The 19,876-nt window shown below is 46.6% G+C and carries 20 protein-coding genes; 7 read left to right on the forward strand and 13 right to left on the reverse strand.

Annotated features, from left to right (window positions below; genetic code table 11):
- Positions 1-6 precede the first annotated feature (6 nt).
- A complete protein-coding gene (locus tag QZZ22_RS11190) occupies positions 7-1,863 on the reverse strand; it encodes an ATP-binding protein (protein ID WP_292464884.1) in 1,857 nt (618 codons plus the stop codon).
- Positions 1,853-3,136, reverse strand: coding sequence for a DNA double-strand break repair nuclease NurA (locus QZZ22_RS11195; RefSeq protein WP_292464887.1), 1,284 nt, complete (start codon positions 3,134-3,136; stop codon positions 1,853-1,855). Before QZZ22_RS11195 ends, QZZ22_RS11190 begins: the two co-directional genes overlap by 11 nt.
- Positions 3,137-3,432: 296 nt before the next feature.
- Between QZZ22_RS11195 and QZZ22_RS11200 the strand changes: the two genes are divergently transcribed.
- Entirely contained in the window at positions 3,433-5,370 is a 1,938-nt protein-coding gene (locus QZZ22_RS11200) for a sodium:solute symporter family protein (protein ID WP_292464889.1), read from the forward strand.
- Positions 5,371-5,388: 18 nt separating this feature from the next.
- On the opposite strand, the gene QZZ22_RS11205 is transcribed toward QZZ22_RS11200, so the two are convergent.
- Positions 5,389-5,517, reverse strand: coding sequence for a hypothetical protein (locus QZZ22_RS11205; RefSeq protein ID WP_292464891.1), 129 nt, complete (start codon positions 5,515-5,517; stop codon positions 5,389-5,391).
- Between the two features lie 19 nt (positions 5,518-5,536).
- Here QZZ22_RS11205 and QZZ22_RS11210 point away from each other — a divergent pair, with 19 nt between their 5' ends.
- From QZZ22_RS11210 to QZZ22_RS11220, 3 genes are all read left to right on the forward strand, one after another.
- A complete protein-coding gene (locus QZZ22_RS11210; protein ID WP_292464892.1) occupies positions 5,537-5,842 on the forward strand; it encodes a hypothetical protein in 306 nt (101 codons plus the stop codon).
- Between the two features lie 63 nt (positions 5,843-5,905).
- The gene (locus tag QZZ22_RS11215) at positions 5,906-6,292 is read left to right on the forward strand and encodes a VOC family protein (RefSeq protein WP_292464894.1); all 387 of its coding nucleotides are present in this window, start codon (positions 5,906-5,908) and stop codon (positions 6,290-6,292) included.
- A gap of 70 nt (positions 6,293-6,362) precedes the next feature.
- Complete coding sequence (locus tag QZZ22_RS11220; RefSeq protein WP_292464895.1) at positions 6,363-7,397, forward strand: methionine synthase; 1,035 nt, start codon at positions 6,363-6,365, stop codon at positions 7,395-7,397.
- Positions 7,398-7,440: 43 nt separating this feature from the next.
- Here the strand turns inward: QZZ22_RS11220 and QZZ22_RS11225 are convergent, their stop codons facing one another.
- Positions 7,441-8,451: a stage II sporulation protein M gene (locus tag QZZ22_RS11225; RefSeq protein WP_292464897.1), complete on the reverse strand. Its 1,011-nt coding sequence runs from the start codon at positions 8,449-8,451 to the stop codon at positions 7,441-7,443.
- A 142-nt stretch (positions 8,452-8,593) separates the two neighbouring features.
- Here QZZ22_RS11225 and QZZ22_RS11230 point away from each other — a divergent pair, with 142 nt between their 5' ends.
- Entirely contained in the window at positions 8,594-9,337 is a 744-nt protein-coding gene (locus QZZ22_RS11230; protein ID WP_292464899.1) for an ATPase domain-containing protein, read from the forward strand.
- A gap of 9 nt (positions 9,338-9,346) precedes the next feature.
- Positions 9,347-9,862: a hypothetical protein gene (locus QZZ22_RS11235; protein WP_292464901.1), complete on the forward strand. Its 516-nt coding sequence runs from the start codon at positions 9,347-9,349 to the stop codon at positions 9,860-9,862.
- 1 nt (position 9,863) lies between these two features.
- On the opposite strand, the gene QZZ22_RS11240 is transcribed toward QZZ22_RS11235, so the two are convergent.
- From QZZ22_RS11240 to QZZ22_RS11270, 7 genes are all read right to left on the reverse strand, one after another.
- The gene (locus tag QZZ22_RS11240) at positions 9,864-10,901 is read right to left on the reverse strand and encodes an EF-Tu/IF-2/RF-3 family GTPase (RefSeq protein ID WP_292464903.1); all 1,038 of its coding nucleotides are present in this window, start codon (positions 10,899-10,901) and stop codon (positions 9,864-9,866) included.
- 55 nt (positions 10,902-10,956) lie between these two features.
- On the reverse strand, positions 10,957-12,114 hold the full coding sequence (locus QZZ22_RS11245; RefSeq protein ID WP_292464905.1) for an RNA ligase: 1,158 nt from the start codon (positions 12,112-12,114) through the stop codon (positions 10,957-10,959).
- A 20-nt stretch (positions 12,115-12,134) separates the two neighbouring features.
- A complete protein-coding gene (locus QZZ22_RS11250) occupies positions 12,135-12,911 on the reverse strand; it encodes a CBS domain-containing protein (protein WP_292464907.1) in 777 nt (258 codons plus the stop codon).
- A 70-nt stretch (positions 12,912-12,981) separates the two neighbouring features.
- Positions 12,982-13,824 carry a CBS domain-containing protein gene (locus tag QZZ22_RS11255; RefSeq protein ID WP_292464909.1) on the reverse strand — a complete coding sequence of 281 codons (843 nt, stop codon included), beginning with the start codon at positions 13,822-13,824 and terminating at the stop codon, positions 12,982-12,984.
- A gap of 522 nt (positions 13,825-14,346) precedes the next feature.
- Positions 14,347-14,496, reverse strand: a complete 150-nt coding sequence (locus QZZ22_RS11260; protein WP_292464911.1) for a hypothetical protein — start codon at positions 14,494-14,496, stop codon at positions 14,347-14,349.
- 47 nt (positions 14,497-14,543) lie between these two features.
- Positions 14,544-15,146, reverse strand: coding sequence for a CBS domain-containing protein (locus tag QZZ22_RS11265; protein WP_292464913.1), 603 nt, complete (start codon positions 15,144-15,146; stop codon positions 14,544-14,546).
- A gap of 280 nt (positions 15,147-15,426) precedes the next feature.
- Positions 15,427-16,572 carry an OB-fold nucleic acid binding domain-containing protein gene (locus tag QZZ22_RS11270; protein WP_292464915.1) on the reverse strand — a complete coding sequence of 382 codons (1,146 nt, stop codon included), beginning with the start codon at positions 16,570-16,572 and terminating at the stop codon, positions 15,427-15,429.
- A gap of 141 nt (positions 16,573-16,713) precedes the next feature.
- Between QZZ22_RS11270 and QZZ22_RS11275 the strand changes: the two genes are divergently transcribed.
- On the forward strand, positions 16,714-17,349 hold the full coding sequence (locus tag QZZ22_RS11275; protein ID WP_292464918.1) for an RNA 2'-phosphotransferase: 636 nt from the start codon (positions 16,714-16,716) through the stop codon (positions 17,347-17,349).
- On the opposite strand, the gene rtcA is transcribed toward QZZ22_RS11275, so the two are convergent.
- Both rtcA and QZZ22_RS11285 read right to left on the reverse strand, forming a co-directional pair.
- Positions 17,350-18,345, reverse strand: coding sequence for an RNA 3'-terminal phosphate cyclase (rtcA, locus tag QZZ22_RS11280; protein WP_292464920.1), 996 nt, complete (start codon positions 18,343-18,345; stop codon positions 17,350-17,352).
- The gene (locus tag QZZ22_RS11285) at positions 18,342-19,718 is read right to left on the reverse strand and encodes an FAD-dependent oxidoreductase (RefSeq protein WP_292464922.1); all 1,377 of its coding nucleotides are present in this window, start codon (positions 19,716-19,718) and stop codon (positions 18,342-18,344) included. Before QZZ22_RS11285 ends, rtcA begins: the two co-directional genes overlap by 4 nt.
- Positions 19,719-19,876 lie beyond the last annotated feature (158 nt).

Below are 19,876 nucleotides of genomic sequence, written 5' to 3' on the forward strand. Positions count from 1 at the left end.
TGAATTTCAAACATGCCTCACCACACACTTTGACAGTCCGATGATCTCCACCATGTCACTGTTGTCGGGGCTCTGCACTATCATCTGCCCTTTCTTCAGGTATGGGATGCGCTTCTCAAACTCTTTTTTGACCTTCATTGTACCGATGGCTGCGTCATTGCTGAGATTAAGGATGATACGCGTGTTAATTTGCTTGAAGACGGTATCATCGATGTCCTGTGGATCCTGGGTAATAAGGAAAAGTCCTAAACCTTCCTTTCTGCCCTGGCGGGCAGCATCGGCAAACTTGGAGATGAGTTTCCTTGAATGCTCACCGGATGCGCCGGCAAGGTAGCGGTGGGCCTCGTCAAGGCCCAGGATTATGGGCGTTTCCTTGACCGCAGCATCTCCGGATGTGCTCAGTTTGTTATCCACTATCGTGCTCATCAGGGTGAGTGTGATCAGGTCGCGTATCCGGGAGCTTGTAATGTATTCTGTTGGGAAGACGCTTACCTGGCCCGGCTTGAATATCTGGCCCAGTATCTCGCTGATAGGTCTTGCCGGCTGGTCGAACACCCTTGCAAGGGTGCGGTTCTTCACCCTGCGGACAATGCCGTCAAAGGAGGATTCGTGTATCTTACCGCTTTCCACGTAATGGTCCCTGGTTCTGTCGTCCCCGATAAAGTCTGTGAAGCCGTTGTAAGTGTGCTGACCAGTCTTCTTGAAGTAATCGTCCAGCAGCAGGTCAACACCAACGTACTGGAGCTCGGTCATGCCCACCGGTGCAATAAGCCATGAATTGTAGCGTACCATCTCAAAAGGTATAGTGAACTCTACCTGCTCCGCTCTAGACCTGCCTTTATAAGCCTCTCCATCCACCTTTGCAACAAAGGTCCGCGTGTTTTTGCAGGCCCCGAAATTAACCTTCTCTGCCCTGAAAATGAAATTATCATCTGTGGCCAGCTCGGGATTGTCTTCGAACATCTGGGAATATTCATCCTGAGGGTCCATGATAACAAGACAGGGATTCTTCCTTTCCTCTGAGCCCCGCAGTTTGTACCTGTTATCATCGTTCATGAACTGGCGCAGGATGTTCTTCGTAAGGAAGGTCTTTCCGGTACCGGTACTGCCACAGACCAGCATGTGCCTGAATATCAGGGGATCGCCCATGGAATAATCGTTCCTGAGATAATAAGGGACAGTGGGCGGTACTGCATGGGTTTTGACAAGCTCCCCGCCCACGCTCAGGTGTCCAAGGAATATTCCTTCCCCGGGAATGTTAAGCCCGGTCTGTATCTTGGCCTTCTCGGTAACGGGCATTATGGGTGTGTTAGGACGCGGTATCCTGTCCCCCATCCTTCTTGCAAGGAAACTGCCATTCTTTGTTTTCTGCTCGTAGAGTATGCATATAGGATCAAGACAGGCCAGGAATTTGTAGTCGACTTCGTCCGTATCGTTGAACTGAAGCATTCTCCGTGAGTGGATCTCAGTGGCATCATCCACTGAATATTCCTGGACGTATTGCAGTTTCCATATCCTGGCAAAAAGATCCTCGTCTCCGTAAGGTACTATGACATAGGTCCCAAGGCGCACGTTCCTGCGACAGGAAGTTGTGATATATCCTGTTATCTTTGCCCCGGTGTCTGTTATTTCCAGAGGCTCAAAACCGGTTGTGATAATCCCAAGAGCGCTTTCGGATCCATTGCCTGATGCACTTTCTGTGACACTGTCGCAGGGCTCATAATCCTCAAAAGGGTGCTGTTTATCCTCAACGGGAAGATTTTTTTCCCCGGAATTGTTTTCATTGGTCCTTATAACCACTTTTGTTGTTCCGGTGCCGCTGCTGACCCTGGAAACAAAAGAAAGTATATCCTCATCTCTCATCCGTTTTGCCCCATCTTATATCGTTATAGGTTGTGTCTATCCTTGAATTCCTGAATCTGTCTATTATCAGGCGTTTCTCAGATATCTGTATCTTTGCCAGGGAATCAGCCTTTGCCAGGGTCCTTGGTATGCCGTTCAGTGCTATGTCATAGAGTACTTTTCTTGTGATAAGGTTCCTCATTTCCTCGTCCTTCACAAGGCCGTAGGGAGACTCTATCTTGAATATCGTGTTCATGGAAGGCACCAGGACCATAAAGAACGCAAGTGCATAGTCCTCTGCAGGGAACTTGTGGTTAAGCTTATCCCTGACAAGAGGTGATGTGGCATTCAACATTTTCTCATAGAACTGGTTTGGCTGCATGAACCAGTTAGTATACATTATATATTTTCTTGCATCAGAGCCCCTCATGCCTGCTCTCTCCGGGGACAGCGCATTCTTGAAGAATTGCGCATCCAGCAGCCAGGGCAGATCAAGTTCCTTTTCCTGTTTTTTCAGGGCCTGCATCACCTGCATGTCCTCGGGGTTCTTGACAAAACCCACCAGAGGCCTGCGCTTTTCCATGTGGTGATCCATGATGTCAATGTAGTTCTGCATGATCTTCGTGCAATGGGGATCGGTGCGTACCTGAATATCTTCCGATGGCACAACCATCCAGTACATCAGTCTCTTGGGATATATGGGGCCGTCCATTATGAAGAAACTGCCATCCTCCATCCGCTCACGCATCCATAATATATGCTCGGATTCGCAGAGATACAAAGCGATATCATGCAGCATATCGTTGACTTTCTTATTCAGTGTACCCGGCTGGATGCGTATTATCTTCTTGCGTCCCGCCCCGGAATCGAAATATTCCCATCCCGGGATAGTACTGATCGCGACCTTCTGGCTGGCAGTGTATGTAGCTGCCACTATGGTGCGCATATTATGTGTATCCAGGTTTGTAGGTGTCGATGTCATGGCGCAGTGACAAAAATCAACGTACAGTCCGTTATCGAATGTTTTTGCGGTCGTACTTCCACTGTCACAGGCATAACAGATATTAAAAGGGTCTTTGGAGCCTGTCATCCTTTCGATACTTGCTCTCCCTCTTTTCACTTTTCCGATGGCCTTAAGGATGATCTTGCCGTCGTACCTTAGTTCCTTAAGCAGTCCCAGGATATCGGATACAGAATCATTGTCATCACTCTCAGGATCCTCCTTTTTAAGACAGGAGTCTATACGTGACACAAGATCATGCATCTCTTTTATATGAACCGGCTCAAGGGTCATGGAATAGGATAGTTTCCGCGTAGTATAATATCATTGTGGCCCGGCAGGTGGATATTCCTTTCAGGGAGGTGTCCGGGTGAGATTGTAAACTTAATTTAATATTTTTCATCATTCCATAGTTTTAATTTAGCTCCATTAAGTGCTCTTCTCTAAAAACAAATCAAGTTAACTTACTTGCTGATAAAGTCCATTTTTTAAAAACTCTTATATAGGAACCTTGATAAGATATATCAGTTATAAACACGGCTTCTATATGTCATTCTACAGAAGCCTCATAGATAAAAGAGGTTGTAGTTATGCAGAATTATCAGATATTCCTTTTATTGATGGTGATTTACCTTCTTGGTCTTATCTCCATCGGATTGTACTTCTCAAAAAAACAAAAGTCTGTGACTGACTTCTGGCTTGCAGGGCGCAGGATAGGCTCGATAGCTATAGGTTTCTCAGCGGCATCCTCGTGGATGACAGCAGGTGGGATACTTGCTGTCATTGGCCTTTACATGGTGCTGGGTATGGGCTCCATCTGGAGTTTTGTAGCCCCCAACATCCTGGCACTACTGCTGATAGCCCTTCTTGTAGGTAAGATTAAGCATCTGCCTGCCATCACACAGCCGGAACTCCTCGAACAGAGATATAGTGGTGCACTACGTGGTCCTGTAGCTCTCATTATTGCAATCGTGATGATTCTCTTTGCTGTTGCAGATATCAGAGGTCTTTCACTGGTTCTGGAAATATTCTTCGGTATGCCACCTATCTATGCTGCTGCAATCGTGGCTGTTGCTATCTCCCTGTATGTGACCCTGGGAGGCTTTTCAGCTGTGGTATGGACAGATATGGTCCAGTTCGTCTTGCTCTCTACCTTTGCGCTTATAATGGCTCTTGTTGTGGTGAATGCGGCTACCGCCGGCACTGCCGAAGCTCCGGCGATCAGTGCATCCGAGCTCTTTGGAACTGTTTCTTCCGATTGGTGGAATCCGCTCATTATCGGTATACCTGCTGTGATGATCTTTATCTTTGCCATTATTCCGGGATGGGTAACAGAACAGGACCCATGGCAGAGGATCTGGGCTTCCAGGGATGAGAAAGCAGCACGTAACGGTATGATACTGGGTTCGTTCCTGATATTCCTGGTCTTTGGTGTGGCATGTACGATCATAGCTATCGGACTTAGCTATCTTTATCCTGAGATCCCTGCATCGTTTGCAGATATCGGCATGGGTGCCATGGCGCAGGCTGAGCCGGCACTGCTGTTCTTTATAGTTGAGAACCTGTCTCCTCTTGCACTTGGCCTGGCAGGTGTGGGTCTTGCTGCAGCAGCAATGTCTTCCGCAGATACCTTTGCAACATCCGGCGGCTCATGTCTTTCCCGTGACATCTACCAGCGGTTCATAAAGCAGGATGCAACAATGAAAGAGATGATGGCTGTCAACAGGGTCAGTGTACTGATAATTGTGCTAGCGGCAACATTCTTCTCATTCTACATCACGGGCATCATAGAAGCCATCCACATTGCGACCTTCATTGCCAGTGCTTCCTACTTCTTCCCGCTCATGGGTGGCCTTTACTGGAAGCGTGCAACAACGGAAGGTGCTATGGCAGGACTTATAGTAGGAGCAGTCGCACAGATATCCTTTACTATAATCGACTACACAAGCACTCCTTTACAGTCCATAGCTTTCCTTGCACCTATCAGCCCGTTGCTATCAAACCATGGTGTCATTCTTGGTATGCTTCTCAGCGGAGTAGCATTCTTTGGTGTCTCGCTTGCAACCAAGCCTTCAAGCCTTGTGAACCTGGCTCCCTTCTTTGCTGATGAGGCAGAGAAGCTTATCAAAGAAGAGATCACTGTCCCGGACTCCGACACCCAGTACAAAAAGCTTCTTGGCAGCCTTGAAAAGGAGATCACCGGTGACCGTGCCAGCCTCAAGCTCAACCTCGAGGCATCTGCAACCGTCAACTGGGAAAGGTTTGTGAACGAGCTCAAATCCGTGCACCCCTCCTGGGTCACACCCACAGGTGTCAATGCTGTATACTGGCTGACAAAAGGCGATATGCTTGCATGTGTCTCCCTTAGCCGCGGGCACACGGAAAAAGAGATATGGTTCTCTTCAGAACCAAAGACAAAAGATGTGGAAGATGCCTCAAAGGAATTCTTCACAGCTTTCAAGCAGGTTGCCGAGGCTCTTGACAATATCGGCATTATGCTGACACTGCCAAAGCCCCAGGAAGCCTGAATTAAGCACAGGAATGAGTTATGCTGCTTTGGAGGCCAGTCCTCCAAAGCTCTTATCTGTTTTTAGCCTGCCAGTTTTAATTCCCCAGATATCCTTCCTTTTTCCAAAATATCTTACATCGGTAAGTACTTCTATTGTTGACCACATAATATTTTCAGGTGGTATAGTGGAAGTACAAAATATTTTTTCTGATAGTGAAATGACTGGTGAGCACAGCAAGAACATCCGGTCCATGGAGGAAGAGTTCGACAGGCTGTCCGGTAAAGAGAAACTGGATGTGCTGGAACTGCAGGGCATTATGTTGCAGACGGTTTCCAGACATACGGATATATGTTCCCTGAAGCACAGGCCTGTAAAACCTTTAAGGACAGCAAACGAGATCATCTCAGGAATGTCCCCGAGATCCCTGGATTATTCCCAGCAGTGCATCAATTATTTTGTAGCAAGGATAGCTGAAAAGGCCAAGCGGTAAAGTCCTGCTGCTCCCAGGGATTTGATGATTTTGTAATGATGCGAAGCAAAAAGAGGTAATGTCATGGAAGCAAGGATTAATTTGATCACGATATGGACAGACAGTATGGAGGCAATGAAAGGGTTTTATGCCAATTCGTTGGGATTTGAAATCGCAAACGACCTCGGGAATTACGTTGAATTCAAGAATGAAGGTGTCAGGTTTGCTCTGTGTATGAGAGAATCCATGTACGAGTATAGTGTGGAATATAAGAAACAAAGTGTCGGTCAGTCTTTTGAGCTGGCTTTTCCGTGTAAGGGTCCTGATGATGTGGACAGATCGTATAAAGATCTAATTGCAAAAGGCGGAAATCCTGTACAGGGGCCACAAAATATGCCATGGGGCCAAAGAGCGGCATTGTTTTCGGATCCTGACGGAAACATACATGAGATCTTTGCAGATATGGAATAACTGTAATCTTCAGGCGCCGTAATTTCATCAGTCAAAACTTATAAGTGAAATACAGGACAATCAACCTTTCATGACAGGGATACTTTTTGACGACATCGGCAGTTTTCCCCTGCCTCAGGGCAGATCCAAAGAATGGATAAAGGAGAGCTTCTCCGGGGGAAAGAATAATGAGGAATTGTTTGCGGTCATCAGTGATGCCTTCAGGCAGAAAGTGGAAGCAGGTGTGGATGTGCCCACTTATCCACAGTATCAGGATATGAACGAACAGTTCTTCTCTGTCATAAGGAATCCGGAGAAGTCAGAAGAGCCTTTCAAAGTAAAGCAGTCTGCTGCCCGCATAATGGAGCTTGAGGCCATTGAGGCGGTCGCCAAAGAGTACAGGGAGGAGCACGGCAAAAAGCCGGATGTGCGTGTCTGTGTCACTGGTCCCCTGGAACTCTATCTCAAGGAATTCGGCGGCACCGAGTATACGGATATCCTCGATCTGTTGGCAGAGAGCGTGGACCGTTTTGTCAGTAATTCCATCTCTAATGCCCGCAACTTCAACATAAGGACAGTCTCAATAGATGAGCCCAGCATAGGCATCAACCCGCAGGTCATGTTCGATAACAATGAACTTATAAAGGCAATGGATATCGCCTGCAGGTCCGCGAAGAAGGGGGGGTGTGATGTGGAAGTGCATCTGCACTCGCCCCTTCACTACACCCTCGCATGCCAATCTGATAACATAGGGGTCGTAGGCGTGGAATCCGCGGCAACACCATCTTATCTTGATCTTATAGACCGCAAGGAGCTTGAGGACAGTGACACATTCCTGCGCGTGGGCATTGCCCGCACTGATGTTTTCAACCTTGTTGCCACCCTCAACGAAAAATATGACACCAATGTCTGGAAGGACCAGGCCCACATGACGGATATCGTGACACAGATGGAAACCCCTGCAGTGATCACAAAGAGACTGGAGAAAGCGTATTCCATGTTCGGTGAATGCATCAGGTACGCAGGTCCGGACTGTGGTCTTGGTTCATGGCCAGGCCAGGGGATAGCTGCACAATTGCTGAAAAATGTGGCAACATCGATGGCCGGTTTTAACAAAGGGCTGTAATTCTTGGCTAACAGGCCAGTTCACAGTAAATCCTACTGTTGTTCTAAACCGGGAGGTTTTCGACGATCGCGTCAAGTTCCTTCATTACTATGTCCACGATACCTGATGTCAGATGAGCCTCGATGTATGCAGCAGCCAGCAGTATCATAATAATAAATGCAGAAATCTTCCACAGGTATCGGGAAGTGAGATACAGTTTGGCAGTTGCAAGGACCTCGGATACATCTCTCTTTAAACTTTCAGGACTGTCCCCGAGAAATAATCCTTTGCCTGTCACTTCAAGGGACTGGACCCGGGCAAATCTGTAACCAAGTGCTGCAGCCAGTAATATTGCAGGTATCTCAATGATGCCGTGAGGCACTATAGATATGAAGAAATAGATTAGATTGTAGTTTATCCCGATAAATATTCCTTTGACCCCGAACAGTTCATAGCCTGTTAGAAACCCGTTGAAAAAGAAGAAGGCCAGCAGTATCCCTATGAGCAGACCGTTAACTATCATTATCATAAAGGGTATCGTGTATGGGAGCATATAGGCGAACATCCGGTAGTCTTCCCGGGTATATCCACAGTATTTCCAGACACCTTCTTTTGCAGGGTCACTTATTTCGGGATAAGGGAAATCATCATCCAGACGATGTGCAAGTTTCTGGAGCAGTCTGTTAGCAGGCATCAACACCCTTTCAAAAGCAATTGAAAAAGATGCGTATATACGGTTATTCGGCCTGAGCCGGATATCTGATGCCATCAGGAGGTGAATAACTAGGAACAGACCTGTACCTACGGATGCACTCAGGGCAGCTATAGTATTGAATATAAAAATGGCCCACATCGGACTGATGTACTCGGCGGTTACAACAACCTTGGCTGTTGCGACAGTGGCTGTGGAAGCTATAGCCTCGCTCACCGGGGCAGGCTCTGCTACGATAAACATGAAGGTGTAAAGAAGCATACTGCAGATGAATGCAGTCACCACTGACAGAGAGAAGGTCTTTACCGACCACAGGAGGTCTTTATACCTGATGGAGAAACAATGGCTGGTGTTGTCTGTCATGTTTATGCAATTAATAGGAGTATTTACGGGCATATTTATTTAAGTACGTTTTTATAAAATCCAATCGATGCATTAAAATATATTGCAGTTTTATAATACTCATAAAAGTATATTATCCTACTTATATACAGAGGTAGTATCTATGAGAATACCTACAGGAATAGAAGGATTTGATGATCTGGTACAGGGCGGTTTCCTGTCAGAAAGGGTCTATGTACTGAGCGGCCCGCCCGGCAGCGGGAAAACCACATTTGGTGTACAGTTCCTTGCACATGGTGCTTCCAGGGGTGAGGTCGGGTTATACGCGACACTGCTTGAATGTCCGCAGAACATCATCAATGACATGTCCAATTATGCAATAAGCATTGCTCCTCTCATCAAAATGCAGAAACTTCTCTTTGCAGATCTTGGTCCAAGGATGGAGTACGGATACATGGACGAGATGAACGAATTTGTGACAACGGACTATAACATAGGCCGGGCATCCATTGAAAGTGAGGCTCCGTCTCCTTCCATGGTCTTTAAGGAAATAGCTGCATACGTTTCAGAATATGACGTCAAGCGCCTTGTCATTGATTCAGTATCAGCCATAAGGTTCACTACAAACGATTTCTCCCTTCAGGAGAAGGAGATGAGCAGGTTCATACGCAACCTCAAGAAACTTGGCTGTACTACCGTACTGCTGTCTGAGATGACAGATCCGACTGCGTATTCCACAGAGCAGTTTGCCGCGCATGGTGTCATTTTCATGCACAATTTCCTGTATGACAAGACAATGACACGTGCCATCCAGGTAATCAAGATGCGTGGTACAAGGCATGATTGCAACATGCGCTCTGTAAGTTTTACGGAAAAAGGCCTGAAGATCGAAGGTTATCTGGAATGATGGTGTCCTATGGTCGCACTATTCAAAAAAGAAAAGCATAGTAAGGTAATATCCGAGGCCGACAGGGCTCATCTTGCTGAGGTTTCCCGGAAACTTGGGTTTGAAGTGGGTTACCACAGGCACTCGGAGATAGGTTGGGTCCAGGAGCAGCTCACAAGGCTTTATGGATTTGCCGATGAATATGATCTCCGGGATTTTGCACGTGAGAATTATCTACGTGGGAAAGAAGAAGGATCAAAGGCAAAAGAAAGAGACACTAAATCAGGATTAGCGGGTTCTAGTGTGGACAGCAGGACCGAAGATACGCCCGTGGCCTTTTCGACGGATCGCCCGGCTACAAATGCACCTGCATCCTTTTCAAGAAGTGACTCCGGCTATAAGGTCCAGAGAACGACTATAGAAGCGTCCCCTGCTGCAATACAACAGCCCACTATGGTGGACCTGCCGGAAAACGTGAAGCTCACAAAAGCAGTTGAAATGCCTTCTATGCTGGAAGGCTCCAAACACCTTCTGCCCAAAAAGTAGTTTACTGGCTATATCCGAAGGCAACGAATCTCTGCTTGCCATCAAGATTTGCCAGGACGAACCTGTCATTTTTGCTATATGCTAGTTCCTTTGTACCTGCCAGTTCCAACAGGTACTTTTTCCCGGGCTTTGCTTTTTCCACATTTTGTCCTTCGTATTTTATACTCTTCACTTTTAGCGGTGCCGATTGCAGGCCAACGTAGGCGTGAAGCATATCCCCTACTGCAAATTCCTTTGATAATTGTGAAAGGGTACACTCAATAATGAGGTCCTCCGAAACATTTTCCCCTGCGGACAGGATAAAACCTCTGTCTATATCTTTTGACTGTACGTTCTTGAGGGCAAGACCGACCCTTGCACCAGCCGGAGCTGTCTTAACGTCAACATCATGCATCTGGATGGAGCGGATCTCCAGGTCCTTTTTGGCCGGATATGCAACCATCTTATCCTTGGCATGTATGGTTCCCTGGGAAACGACTCCCAGCACTACGCATCCTATTCCGGTGACATTGAAGGACTGGTCGATGACAACCCTTGCCGGAAGACTGTCCAGGTTCCTTTGCTCGGAGTCCACCATGTCTCCCATGGAGAAGATCAATTCCTTGAGCTCTTCCATGCCCTCAAAGCTGGTTGTGGAAACGGTATGGTATTGCCAGTTCTCAAGCGTTGTTCCTTTTGTTATTTTTTTGAGTTTTTCTTTCATTTCCTCAAGCGCCAGAGGATATGACAGATCTGCCTTGGTCTGGACAACAATGCCATGCTTATACCCTAAAAGGTCAAGGGAAATGATGCATTCGGCTGCAAGAGGGTCAAGTCCCTGCGGTGGTATACAAAGCAGAGCTATGTCTGAAAGGTTAAGTGCTGTCAGAAGGGATTTCACGGATGCCGGATACCCGGTAGCATCAATGGTTGTGAGCACCCGGTCGTTCTTGGCATAGTCATACATCGTGATGTCAGTAACACTGCCCTTTTTGCCCAGTTTCCCGGCAAGAGTGGTCTTCCCGCTCTTCTCACTTCCAATGATGGCAATTTTAGTCATGTGATAATCCTCCAGTATGGTCTTACGAATAAATGTTTATGCATATATTTCTTTTTCACGACCAGAGCTGGCCTTCGATTATACCAAGAGTCTTATCTGTCGTGCTCTTGTTCATCTTCCTGATCTTGACCACGTATTCATCCCCGATAGGCTCTGGTGAGCCGAAGATGACATCAAGACCAAGCCTTTCAAGATACATTCTGAATTTGCCGATAGTGCTCACTTCTCTCACTCTTATTTGCACATCCTCCCATAGGCGCTCGCCTTCCTGCACATGCATAATCGATTCTCTCATGGGCATGAGTATGCTTTCACCGAGCATGAGGCATCTTCTTTCAAGATCTTTCTTGCTATCGTTCCATTCCACTGATTGGAAACCTTCTCTTACAACTCTTGCAAAGAGGTAATCCTTACCAGATTCGTTATAATACCTGAACCCATGGCGCAGATCCGCGCAATTAGTTTCTGAGGTTGTGTATTTCAATGGTTGCAATACCATTGCAGGATCTTTGATTATTACGCCTTCACGTTCCTTTTTACCCAGTTCCGGAATTATATCCCGTATCCCTTTAGCAGCTTCAGATACTGCGAACTCGCCAAGAAGTTCGACTTGGGTCAAACCATAATCCGCAGCAAGAGACCTTCTCTCATGAACTGGCAGGGGAATCCCTTCCTTGGACCGGATGTCAAAAGCAAAGAACTCGAGCGAATCAACTTCATAAATATGCTTTGGTACATAGGGATTATCAGGTCCCACCATCTCACCGTAGACCACGTATTCAGGATGGTCTTTAAAAATATCATGTTCAAGCAGGTGGTTGGCACGCTCGCTGGAGTATGGGCAGACGTGGCCACTGCGAGTAAAAGCAATCAGTTCTCCTTTATGTTCGATGACACGGACATTGTAGCCATTCATCTTCTCTTCAACAACAACAGTATCAATACTCGCAAAATGGCTCTTGATGGCAGGAGCAAGCATAATGGCCCTTTTAATCTTCGGGAAGCCCTGCACGAACTCAAAGCCATTCCCTTTTTTTACCAGTACACTGCCTTCATCAATTTTTCCCACACTGCTGCTGAACCGGAAAAAATCCTCATATTCTCCCCACTCCTGCAGTAGCACCTTCTTTTCAAGAAGTTCTGAACATCTGGAAGGCGACAGGTCTAAAGCCTCTGCCGCCTCTTTTATATCCATTTCAGTCCCATTGTCCATATATTTTCTTCAGGCACTGCTTACTGCGCAAGCCCGTTGACAATGTTTCTCCTTGTAACAAGCCCTACCATCTGCTCCTCAAGGTTTACGACTGGCACGCCGCCTATATTCTCATCAAGCATGAGTTTTGCGACATCCTTTACGGGAGTATTGGTATAGACGGTCTTTACACCCATTTTCATTATGTCTTCGACAATGAGGTTCTTGATACGTGCATCCTGCTTGTTTCCATCTACAATGTCACGGAAGGACCTCATTGCTTTAGCAATGTCCTTCTCTGTGACGATACCTACCAGTTTGTCATCATCTATCACAGGCACTCTTCCAATATCATTGTCAAGCATGAGACGCCTTATATGGCTCACACGGTCAGCAGGGTTTGCGACAATAGGGTTCTTTTGCATCACTTCAGCCACATACCCCTTCAGGTCGTTATTCCTGAGAAGTTCTGTCGGAGTAACCCAGCCAAGTACTTTTTCGTTCTCTACTACGATCATCACTCCGCCGTTGCGTGCCATGAGAGTGACGGCATCCGTTACCTTTGTATCGGCTAGCACTTTTACATAATTATCAGAGACTGCTGTTGCAACATGCAGGGCAGAGGCAGGCATGCTTCCCTTCTTGCGGGTCCCGAGCTCCTTTGTAATGTTCCTCATGGTGAGCACGCCCATGATCTTGTTATCATGTGTTACAAGAAGACGTCTTGTTCCTTTCTTCTCCATGATGTCAAGTGCATGAGAGATGGTGGCTGACTTATCAATATTCACAGGTTCTGTCATTATGTCTTTTACTTCCATAATTCTTCCCTCTATGTATCAGATTCTTTATGCTCTTACATTTTTAGCTTGTACACTTCTGTTCCGGCGTCTATTGAGCGGCCCGAAGTATGTCTTTTCTGCCTATCATGCTCACGATCTCATCCCGATTAACAACAGGAAGGCTGATAACATGCTCATCCAGCATGACCTTTGCAGCATCTACCAACAGGTCATCGACAGCTACGCCGGATGGCAGCTCCATCATAATGTCTTCGGCTACAAGGGGAACATCTTTGATGTACCTGTATGTCTTCTGGCCGGCGGGAGTAGATCTGCGTGCCATTTTTATGCTCTTTGATTGCATATTCCCTTCATTATCTACCATGATGTTCAGTGCCACGCTGCTTGTAGTGATTATCCCGACTGCCTCGTTGGAATCATCAGTGACGATCACCCTGTTGACTTCGTACTTTTCCATTTCCTGGACAACATGGTTTATCGTGTGGTGCCTGTGCACAAAGATAATGTCATCGCCCATCACATCCGATACCCGCATTTTAATATCCGGTTGTTGGGATACATATTTCATGATGTCTGTACCCGTAACTATCCCCACAATATTATCCTTCACAACCACAAGTGAGTTGATGCCGTTCTCAAGCATCAGGTTGCTTGCCTGGGATACCGAAGCATCCGGGTAGATGGATATGGGAGCATCATTCATTACCATATTAACCGGGATCTTGTCTATCGGTCTTCTGCGCCACATAGGTTCTGCCTGTGCAAGCTTTCTGCTCAGATCGGTCTTGGTGACTATGCCAACCATCCTTCCGTCTTTGGCCACCACAAGGGTGCTTATCTTATGCTTCAGCATTAGGTTTCTTGCATGTGCCACGTTCTCTTCCGGTGCTATAGTGAATACCGGTGAACTCATAATGTCTTCAACATTCATGGTGTTCCTCCATCTAAATGTTTTGAATTCCTTATTCTTTCTCATATCGCGCGCAGAAAACACCGACATTGGTTTTGAAGGTGCTTCTTATATCATTTTGTTCATGCACTGACAGGCAGATCCTTTCTCATCGATCCTGTTAAGGGCCATGACAGATCCTTCCCAGACAGTTTGATCCTGGGATTGTTTTTGATTTACAACAGTACGACCTCCAATATTCTCATTAAGTATGATCACACGAGATTAGATAGCCACAACAGATTCAGTGCATCAGCAGTTGCCGGCATGCTTCTCATCTTTGGGAATATAGTTAACTCTCCGGAGTTTCTTTATCTATTGCTTAAACCAGCATTATCAGGCAGTTTGGTATCTCATGTGCTTTCAAATGGCTAATTCCTTGAGCAGACTATCGGAAATTAATCAGATATCTGGCGTATAATATTGCACTGTCTTGTCAACGGCAATCCAGACATCAGATAGTTCCTGTGGTCCCGGGCCAGCGGCCTTTGCTAAAGAACACTTTTAGCATGCATTTGAATAACAATGCCTGTCTAAGCATGTGCTTTTTGTAAGCATGAATAATACTGCTTTTCCTGTAAGGTCCGCAAAGCTACTTTCCATTGCTTTAAAAATCGATACATATCTTTTTCCATCATATATCGGGACAGACATTCATTTCACCAGCTTTCTTGTGTCCTTATTTTCTGACCAGTATCAAACTAGTCATAGTAACCTTCTTCCTCACTGCAGTCCTCGCACAAGTTGAGCCCGTTAACCTCTGTCAGGTTGTCAGCCATGGCCCCGCAACGCTGACAGATGCCACGTTCTACATCGGTCTCCCTCAGGAAATCTCCTTCACGGTGCAATTCGATCAGGTTCTGGAGGATAGTATTCAATCCCGGTGAGATTGCCATGATATCCCGGTATGTGATCATTCCCAGTACTACGTTACCATCCATCACTGCGAGCCTGCGTATGTCTGATTTGACCATGAGCTCAGCTGCTTCGATTATTCCAGTAGAGGGTCTGATGGATATTATCGGGGACGACATTATGCTCCTGGCATCCATCTCTCCGGGCAGCCTGTTCCTTGCAACAGTCTTGGAAACAACATCCTTCTCTGTGATTATACCGATAATGTCTCCCTTATCCACCACAATAACACTGTCCGTATTACGGTCAGTCATCTCCCGGGCTACTTCAAGTACAGTAGTGTCAGCATCTATGACAAAAATATCCTTTGCCATCAATTCTTTGACAGACATCTCGTTTTGTATCTCTTTTATCGAGACGTCGGTTTCCAAATCCCTCTGCGTGTTCAAGACCCTTACCTTCCTTTAAAGCCAGGAGTAAAGAATTGGTCACTAATAGTCCACAGTTAAAATGTCGAGTTAATTGTATTTATAGATGTTCATGCACTTCTTTACATGGTAAGGGTGTTGAGAAGGAAATAATAACTATTCCGCCGGTGCAAAATAAGGAGGCAGGAGGCATAGGAACAAGGTTCAGGCAGATATTATCAATCAGGAATGCTCTCCATAAATATTTATGGAACACCCAGTCCTGGCCGGTGTTCCATCAGGCAACCGCCGAGTCTCTTGATCAAAGGACTATTATCCTTGTCCGGTTTCCTGCGCTGAGCTCGATCTCATCATTGAAACCTGATTTTGAGAAGGCATCGATTATCTCGATTTCTGTGTCAATATCAACCTCATCTATAAGGCCGGCATGCTCGCCCCAGAGTGCTATCCTTATCCTGCCGGTATCATCGGATACATAGATGTTTGAGACGCTGTTCTCGGTACCGTCATCGCGTGTGAAATCCCGGCGATCCCCTATCCCGGAGACAGATCCCTTGACAGAGTATGATTCTCCTGGTATTATGTCGGATATGGGTGTGAAGTTCTCTGAGTAGTCGACCTCCTTGTCTGTCTTCTTCAGAATAGTACGGTTACCTACCTGCACTTCGACCTGCTGGCTGAAGTTATTCTCCCGGGCGTAAGCATTGATTATCTCAATGGAGTCGTTGATGTTTAATTCGGGGAGCAGGTCTGTTTTCTCGTCCCATAGGGTGACTCTGATCTTCCCGGTGTCGTCTCCTACAGTTATATTCGAGACCCTGCCTGTTGAGCCATCCTTGCGGTTAAAGGTCTTTATATCGGCTATATCAAGTACCCTGGCTTTGAGGTTAATGTCACCCATGCCATTCTTTATATCTGTGATCTTAGTAGAGGCAACAGAGGCTTCAATCTTTTCATCTGTCTCGCACAACACTCCATTGTTACCTATATTCACTTCCACACCGGAATATCCTTCTTTCACATAACCGCTTATCTGGAATGTCTGTCCGACCGTGATATCCCCTGTCTTCACAAGATCCGCCTTATCGTCCCATAGTGTCAGGCGTATGGAACCTGTTTCATCAGCAACGAGAAGATTTGCAACTCTCCCGATGGTGCCGTCATTACGGTTGAACTCCTTGGCCGGGAATACGGACATGACCTTGGCAATGAGCCTGACATTTCCTGTGCCGGGAGTGATATCTGCTACTTTTTGTACCTCATTTCCGGCGCCTTCTCCACGTGTGTCACCGGCTCCAAGGTCATGTGCGACAAGCATTGCTGCCGTTTTCGTATCACATAGTCCGCCCATCTGGTTCACTTTTTCCCCTACCCTTTCCAGGAAGTCCTCCTGGCTGATGGTCCCGCTAAGCTCTTGCTTTTTGTAAATTTCTATAATTTCATCCATGTTAATACCTGAAAGACTTAGATACACAATACATCTTAAATCATTTGTTCTACATTGAGGTTAACTGCTGGTTTAAGTGAACTGTGCATAGAAGTCATTTTAACAACTTATATTAATTATAAGATATATCTGACAGATATCATGATCCGTAAATGTATACAGCATGGGTACTTCAGAGGTGATGTCTGCCCGGAATGCGGCGAAGAAGGACGTTATGTGCTGGATGATGACCGGGAAGAGAGACTCGGAAGATTTATTTCCGGTGCATTGAGGCATTTCCCGGAAGACATTGGCCTGGAAATGGACCAGCAGGGCTGGGTTGATATGGATGTGCTTTGTGACATTATGATGAAGCGCTACAAATGGGGCACCATGGAGCGCCTTGTGTCTCTGGTAGAGTCCGACGTGAAAGGCCGCTATGAGATAGACGGGTCTTTTATCAGGGCGCGCTATGGCCATTCAGTAGAGATCGATCTTATATCGGATTATCCTGAGAATGAACTTCCGTACCTCTACTATGGTGTAAGCCAGGAAGAAGCGGACATGCTTCTTGAGAACGGGATCACTCCTATAAGGCAGTGTTATGTACATCTGAGCAGGTCACTGGAAAAAGCAATGCAGGCTGCTTCTATTCATACTGACAACCCTGTGATATTTGAAATTGATGCTACATCGGCACAGGATGACGGAATCGATATTGTGGTTGTTAATGAGGATATTGTGCTTGCAAAGAACATCCCTTCAGAGTACATAAGCATCGCTGATGCTCAGGAATGATCATTGTACGTAAATTTCGAAGATCTTATCCCTTCTTTTTATGCCGAACCTGACATCAAGGAATTGCTCAGTGACCCATATATTGGTTGTTGTGTGATCTGACAGGGCAACAGTTGTGAAAGAGCCGCTGCCTGCAAGTCCCATGTAAGGTATTAGCTGGTCTGCAAGATGCTGGTCAACAGCCGCATCTGACTCCAGGCATGTTATCATTTCCTCTGCAGCCCTGGCTCCTACCTTCTCTGCAGGCAACCCTTTTTTTCCAATGGAGACTGCACCCTTGAAGCCGGACCACAGGGTTATCCCGCTTCCAGTGGAAACATATTGAGAAACTTCTGTCCGGATATCACACCCATATCCCTTTTTATCCATAATCTCTTTTGCAGATGCAGCCTGTCTCTGCGCTACATGTTCGGGCAGCCTGGAGCTATGGGAGATGCCTGAAACATCCATGTCCTCTCTGACGAAATCATATCCCCTAAGCCTTGATGGCTCGATTGTCAGCTCTATAAGCCCTCCTCCCCTGGGGTAGTATCCCCTGCTGATAGTTTTCAGTTGTGAGATATAGCCCATTCTTGACAGGGCCTTGAAAGTCACATTCTCAAGATAGTCTATAGTAGGGGACCATATGACATCAGTCCCTCCCTTAATCCGGAGCCTGACGGTACCGCTTGAATAAGCGGCAGCAGGCATGATACTCTGGATAAGCAATGGAATGCTCCCGGCTGTACCAATGTCTATTTCGGTACTTAACCCCTTTATTTCCAGTGGAGTGAATGTGATCTCAGTTGAACCAGGGAAGAGGCCTCCTACCTTTGCATCACATAAGAGGGCGGCCGCTTCTATCGAAGTGAGATGCTGCATCTTAAGCCCGGGCTGGGGCCTTGCTTTGCGGATATTGGTAACAGTTACTTCTTCCCCTATCACTGCCGAGAGGGATACAGCAGTCCGCAGTATCTGTCCTCCTCCCTCTCCGTATGAGCCGTCGATGATTATCATTTCCGGACCTTTGACATTTTCCGGAGTGCACCTTTTGCTGCATAGGTGAGCGGATCTACAAGTGTTCCAAGTGGTGGTGTGTAGCAAGTTTCCATGTTAAGTATTTCGTCCACTGTAGTTCTTTTGCTGATAGCAAGGGAGAATCCGTCAATCCTCTCTTTGACACCCTTGCCGCCGATAGCCTGTGCTCCTACGAGAATCCTGTTCCTGAAAAGAAGTTTGATGTACAGTTGGGTTGAGCCGGGATAGTATCCTGCACGAGTGGTGCCCGTAGCAAGGCCACTTACTACGTCTATTCCATTAAGGCGAGCTATCCGGGTGGTAATTCCCACTGTACCTACTTCCAGTTCACCGATGAGAGCCACCCATGGGCTGATCACCGGACCGAAGCTGCTCTGCTCATCTATCAGGTTATCCCGTATCACTCCTGCCATTCTTCTTGCTGTGCTTGCAAGCTGGCTTAACATAGGTCTGCCTGTTATGAGATCCTGAAGTTGTACGCACTCTCCCCCACAGTAGATATCATGATCAAAAGTTCCGTTAGTTAGCTTTACCTGCAGGTCGTCGTTGACAATAATCCCTCCTGTGGGGCCTATTGCTATCCCAGCATCAGCGGCAAGCTTTGTTTCAGGATTTACCCCTGCGGATATTATGACCACGTCAGCCGGAAATTCCTTTTCTCCAATGGTCACGGATCTGACGCTACCTTCCCCATTGAGAGCTTGCGGGGTATAGTCGGTAAGTATCTGCACTCCCAGAGACTCAAGGTGTTCCCTGACTATATCCGCCATATCCGGATCGATATTGTGTGACAGCAGGGAACTGCTCCGGTTGATGAGGAGTGTATTCAATCCTCTTTTAGAACATGCCACAGCAAGTTCAGCTCCTATTGCCCCTCCTCCTATTATTGCTACACTGGATGCTCTCTGAAGGGCTTTCTCAAGCCTCATGCCGTCTTCAAGGGTACGTACAGTGAATACATTTTCCAGTAAAGCTCCACTTTTGAGCTTTTCAGGGATGGACGGAGTGCTGCCTGTGGCAATCACAAGCTTGTCAAATCGATATTCTTTTCCTTCAGCAAGGACCGTGCGGGATGCAAGATCAATAGATTCGACCACGGTGCCTATCCGGAGGTCTATTCCTGCTTCCTCGAAGAACTCTTTGTTCCTTTGAAGAAGGGAATTGAAACCGCTGATCTCCTTTGCTATTACAAATGGTATGCCGCACTGGCTATAGGATGCATGGGAGTCCGAAGAGAATACGAGGACATCATGGTCACTATGGCGTTTTACACTTGTTGCCACAGCCAGTCCCACTGCCCCTCCACCTATAATTATAAGTTTTTTCCTGTCAGCTGGATCTCTGTCATTCATATTGTTACAAAGGCAGTTAATTTATATGATAGTTCCTTGCATGAGAATCTTTCTGTCCGATCTCTCACTGCACCTCGCTCAAAGAATGTGAAAGTATTCTGGCCGGAAGACTAAATCAAGTTCACTTGCTTTATTAGTTTCAAAGGCTTCCCTGCCCG

The sequence above is a fragment of the Methanolobus sp. genome, assembly GCF_016278365.1.
In the GTDB taxonomy this organism is placed as follows: domain Archaea; phylum Halobacteriota; class Methanosarcinia; order Methanosarcinales; family Methanosarcinaceae; genus Methanolobus.

Bases quoted from the DNA above. Each gene is read 5' to 3' on its own strand.
- QZZ22_RS11235 (WP_292464901.1), top strand. From the start codon at position 9,347: ATGGTCGCACTATTCAAAAAAGAAAAGCATAGTAAGGTAATATCCGAG.
- QZZ22_RS11260 (WP_292464911.1), bottom strand. From the start codon at position 14,496: ATGTCTGTCCCGATATATGATGGAAAAAGATATGTATCGATTTTTAAA.
- rtcA (WP_292464920.1), bottom strand. From the start codon at position 18,345: ATGATAATCATCGACGGCTCATACGGAGAGGGAGGAGGACAGATACTG.
- QZZ22_RS11250 (WP_292464907.1), bottom strand. From the start codon at position 12,911: ATGGAAGTAAAAGACATAATGACAGAACCTGTGAATATTGATAAGTCA.
- QZZ22_RS11285 (WP_292464922.1), bottom strand. From the start codon at position 19,718: ATGAATGACAGAGATCCAGCTGACAGGAAAAAACTTATAATTATAGGT.
- QZZ22_RS11240 (WP_292464903.1), bottom strand. From the start codon at position 10,901: ATGACTAAAATTGCCATCATTGGAAGTGAGAAGAGCGGGAAGACCACT.
- QZZ22_RS11225 (WP_292464897.1), bottom strand. From the start codon at position 8,451: ATGACAGACAACACCAGCCATTGTTTCTCCATCAGGTATAAAGACCTC.
- QZZ22_RS11255 (WP_292464909.1), bottom strand. From the start codon at position 13,824: ATGAATGTTGAAGACATTATGAGTTCACCGGTATTCACTATAGCACCG.
- QZZ22_RS11245 (WP_292464905.1), bottom strand. From the start codon at position 12,114: ATGGACAATGGGACTGAAATGGATATAAAAGAGGCGGCAGAGGCTTTA.
- QZZ22_RS11230 (WP_292464899.1), top strand. From the start codon at position 8,594: ATGAGAATACCTACAGGAATAGAAGGATTTGATGATCTGGTACAGGGC.
- QZZ22_RS11215 (WP_292464894.1), top strand. From the start codon at position 5,906: ATGGAAGCAAGGATTAATTTGATCACGATATGGACAGACAGTATGGAG.
- QZZ22_RS11200 (WP_292464889.1), top strand. From the start codon at position 3,433: ATGCAGAATTATCAGATATTCCTTTTATTGATGGTGATTTACCTTCTT.
- QZZ22_RS11270 (WP_292464915.1), bottom strand. From the start codon at position 16,572: ATGGATGAAATTATAGAAATTTACAAAAAGCAAGAGCTTAGCGGGACC.
- QZZ22_RS11220 (WP_292464895.1), top strand. From the start codon at position 6,363: ATGACAGGGATACTTTTTGACGACATCGGCAGTTTTCCCCTGCCTCAG.
- QZZ22_RS11275 (WP_292464918.1), top strand. From the start codon at position 16,714: ATGATCCGTAAATGTATACAGCATGGGTACTTCAGAGGTGATGTCTGC.
- QZZ22_RS11190 (WP_292464884.1), bottom strand. From the start codon at position 1,863: ATGAGAGATGAGGATATACTTTCTTTTGTTTCCAGGGTCAGCAGCGGC.
- QZZ22_RS11195 (WP_292464887.1), bottom strand. From the start codon at position 3,136: ATGACCCTTGAGCCGGTTCATATAAAAGAGATGCATGATCTTGTGTCA.
- QZZ22_RS11205 (WP_292464891.1), bottom strand. From the start codon at position 5,517: ATGTGGTCAACAATAGAAGTACTTACCGATGTAAGATATTTTGGAAAA.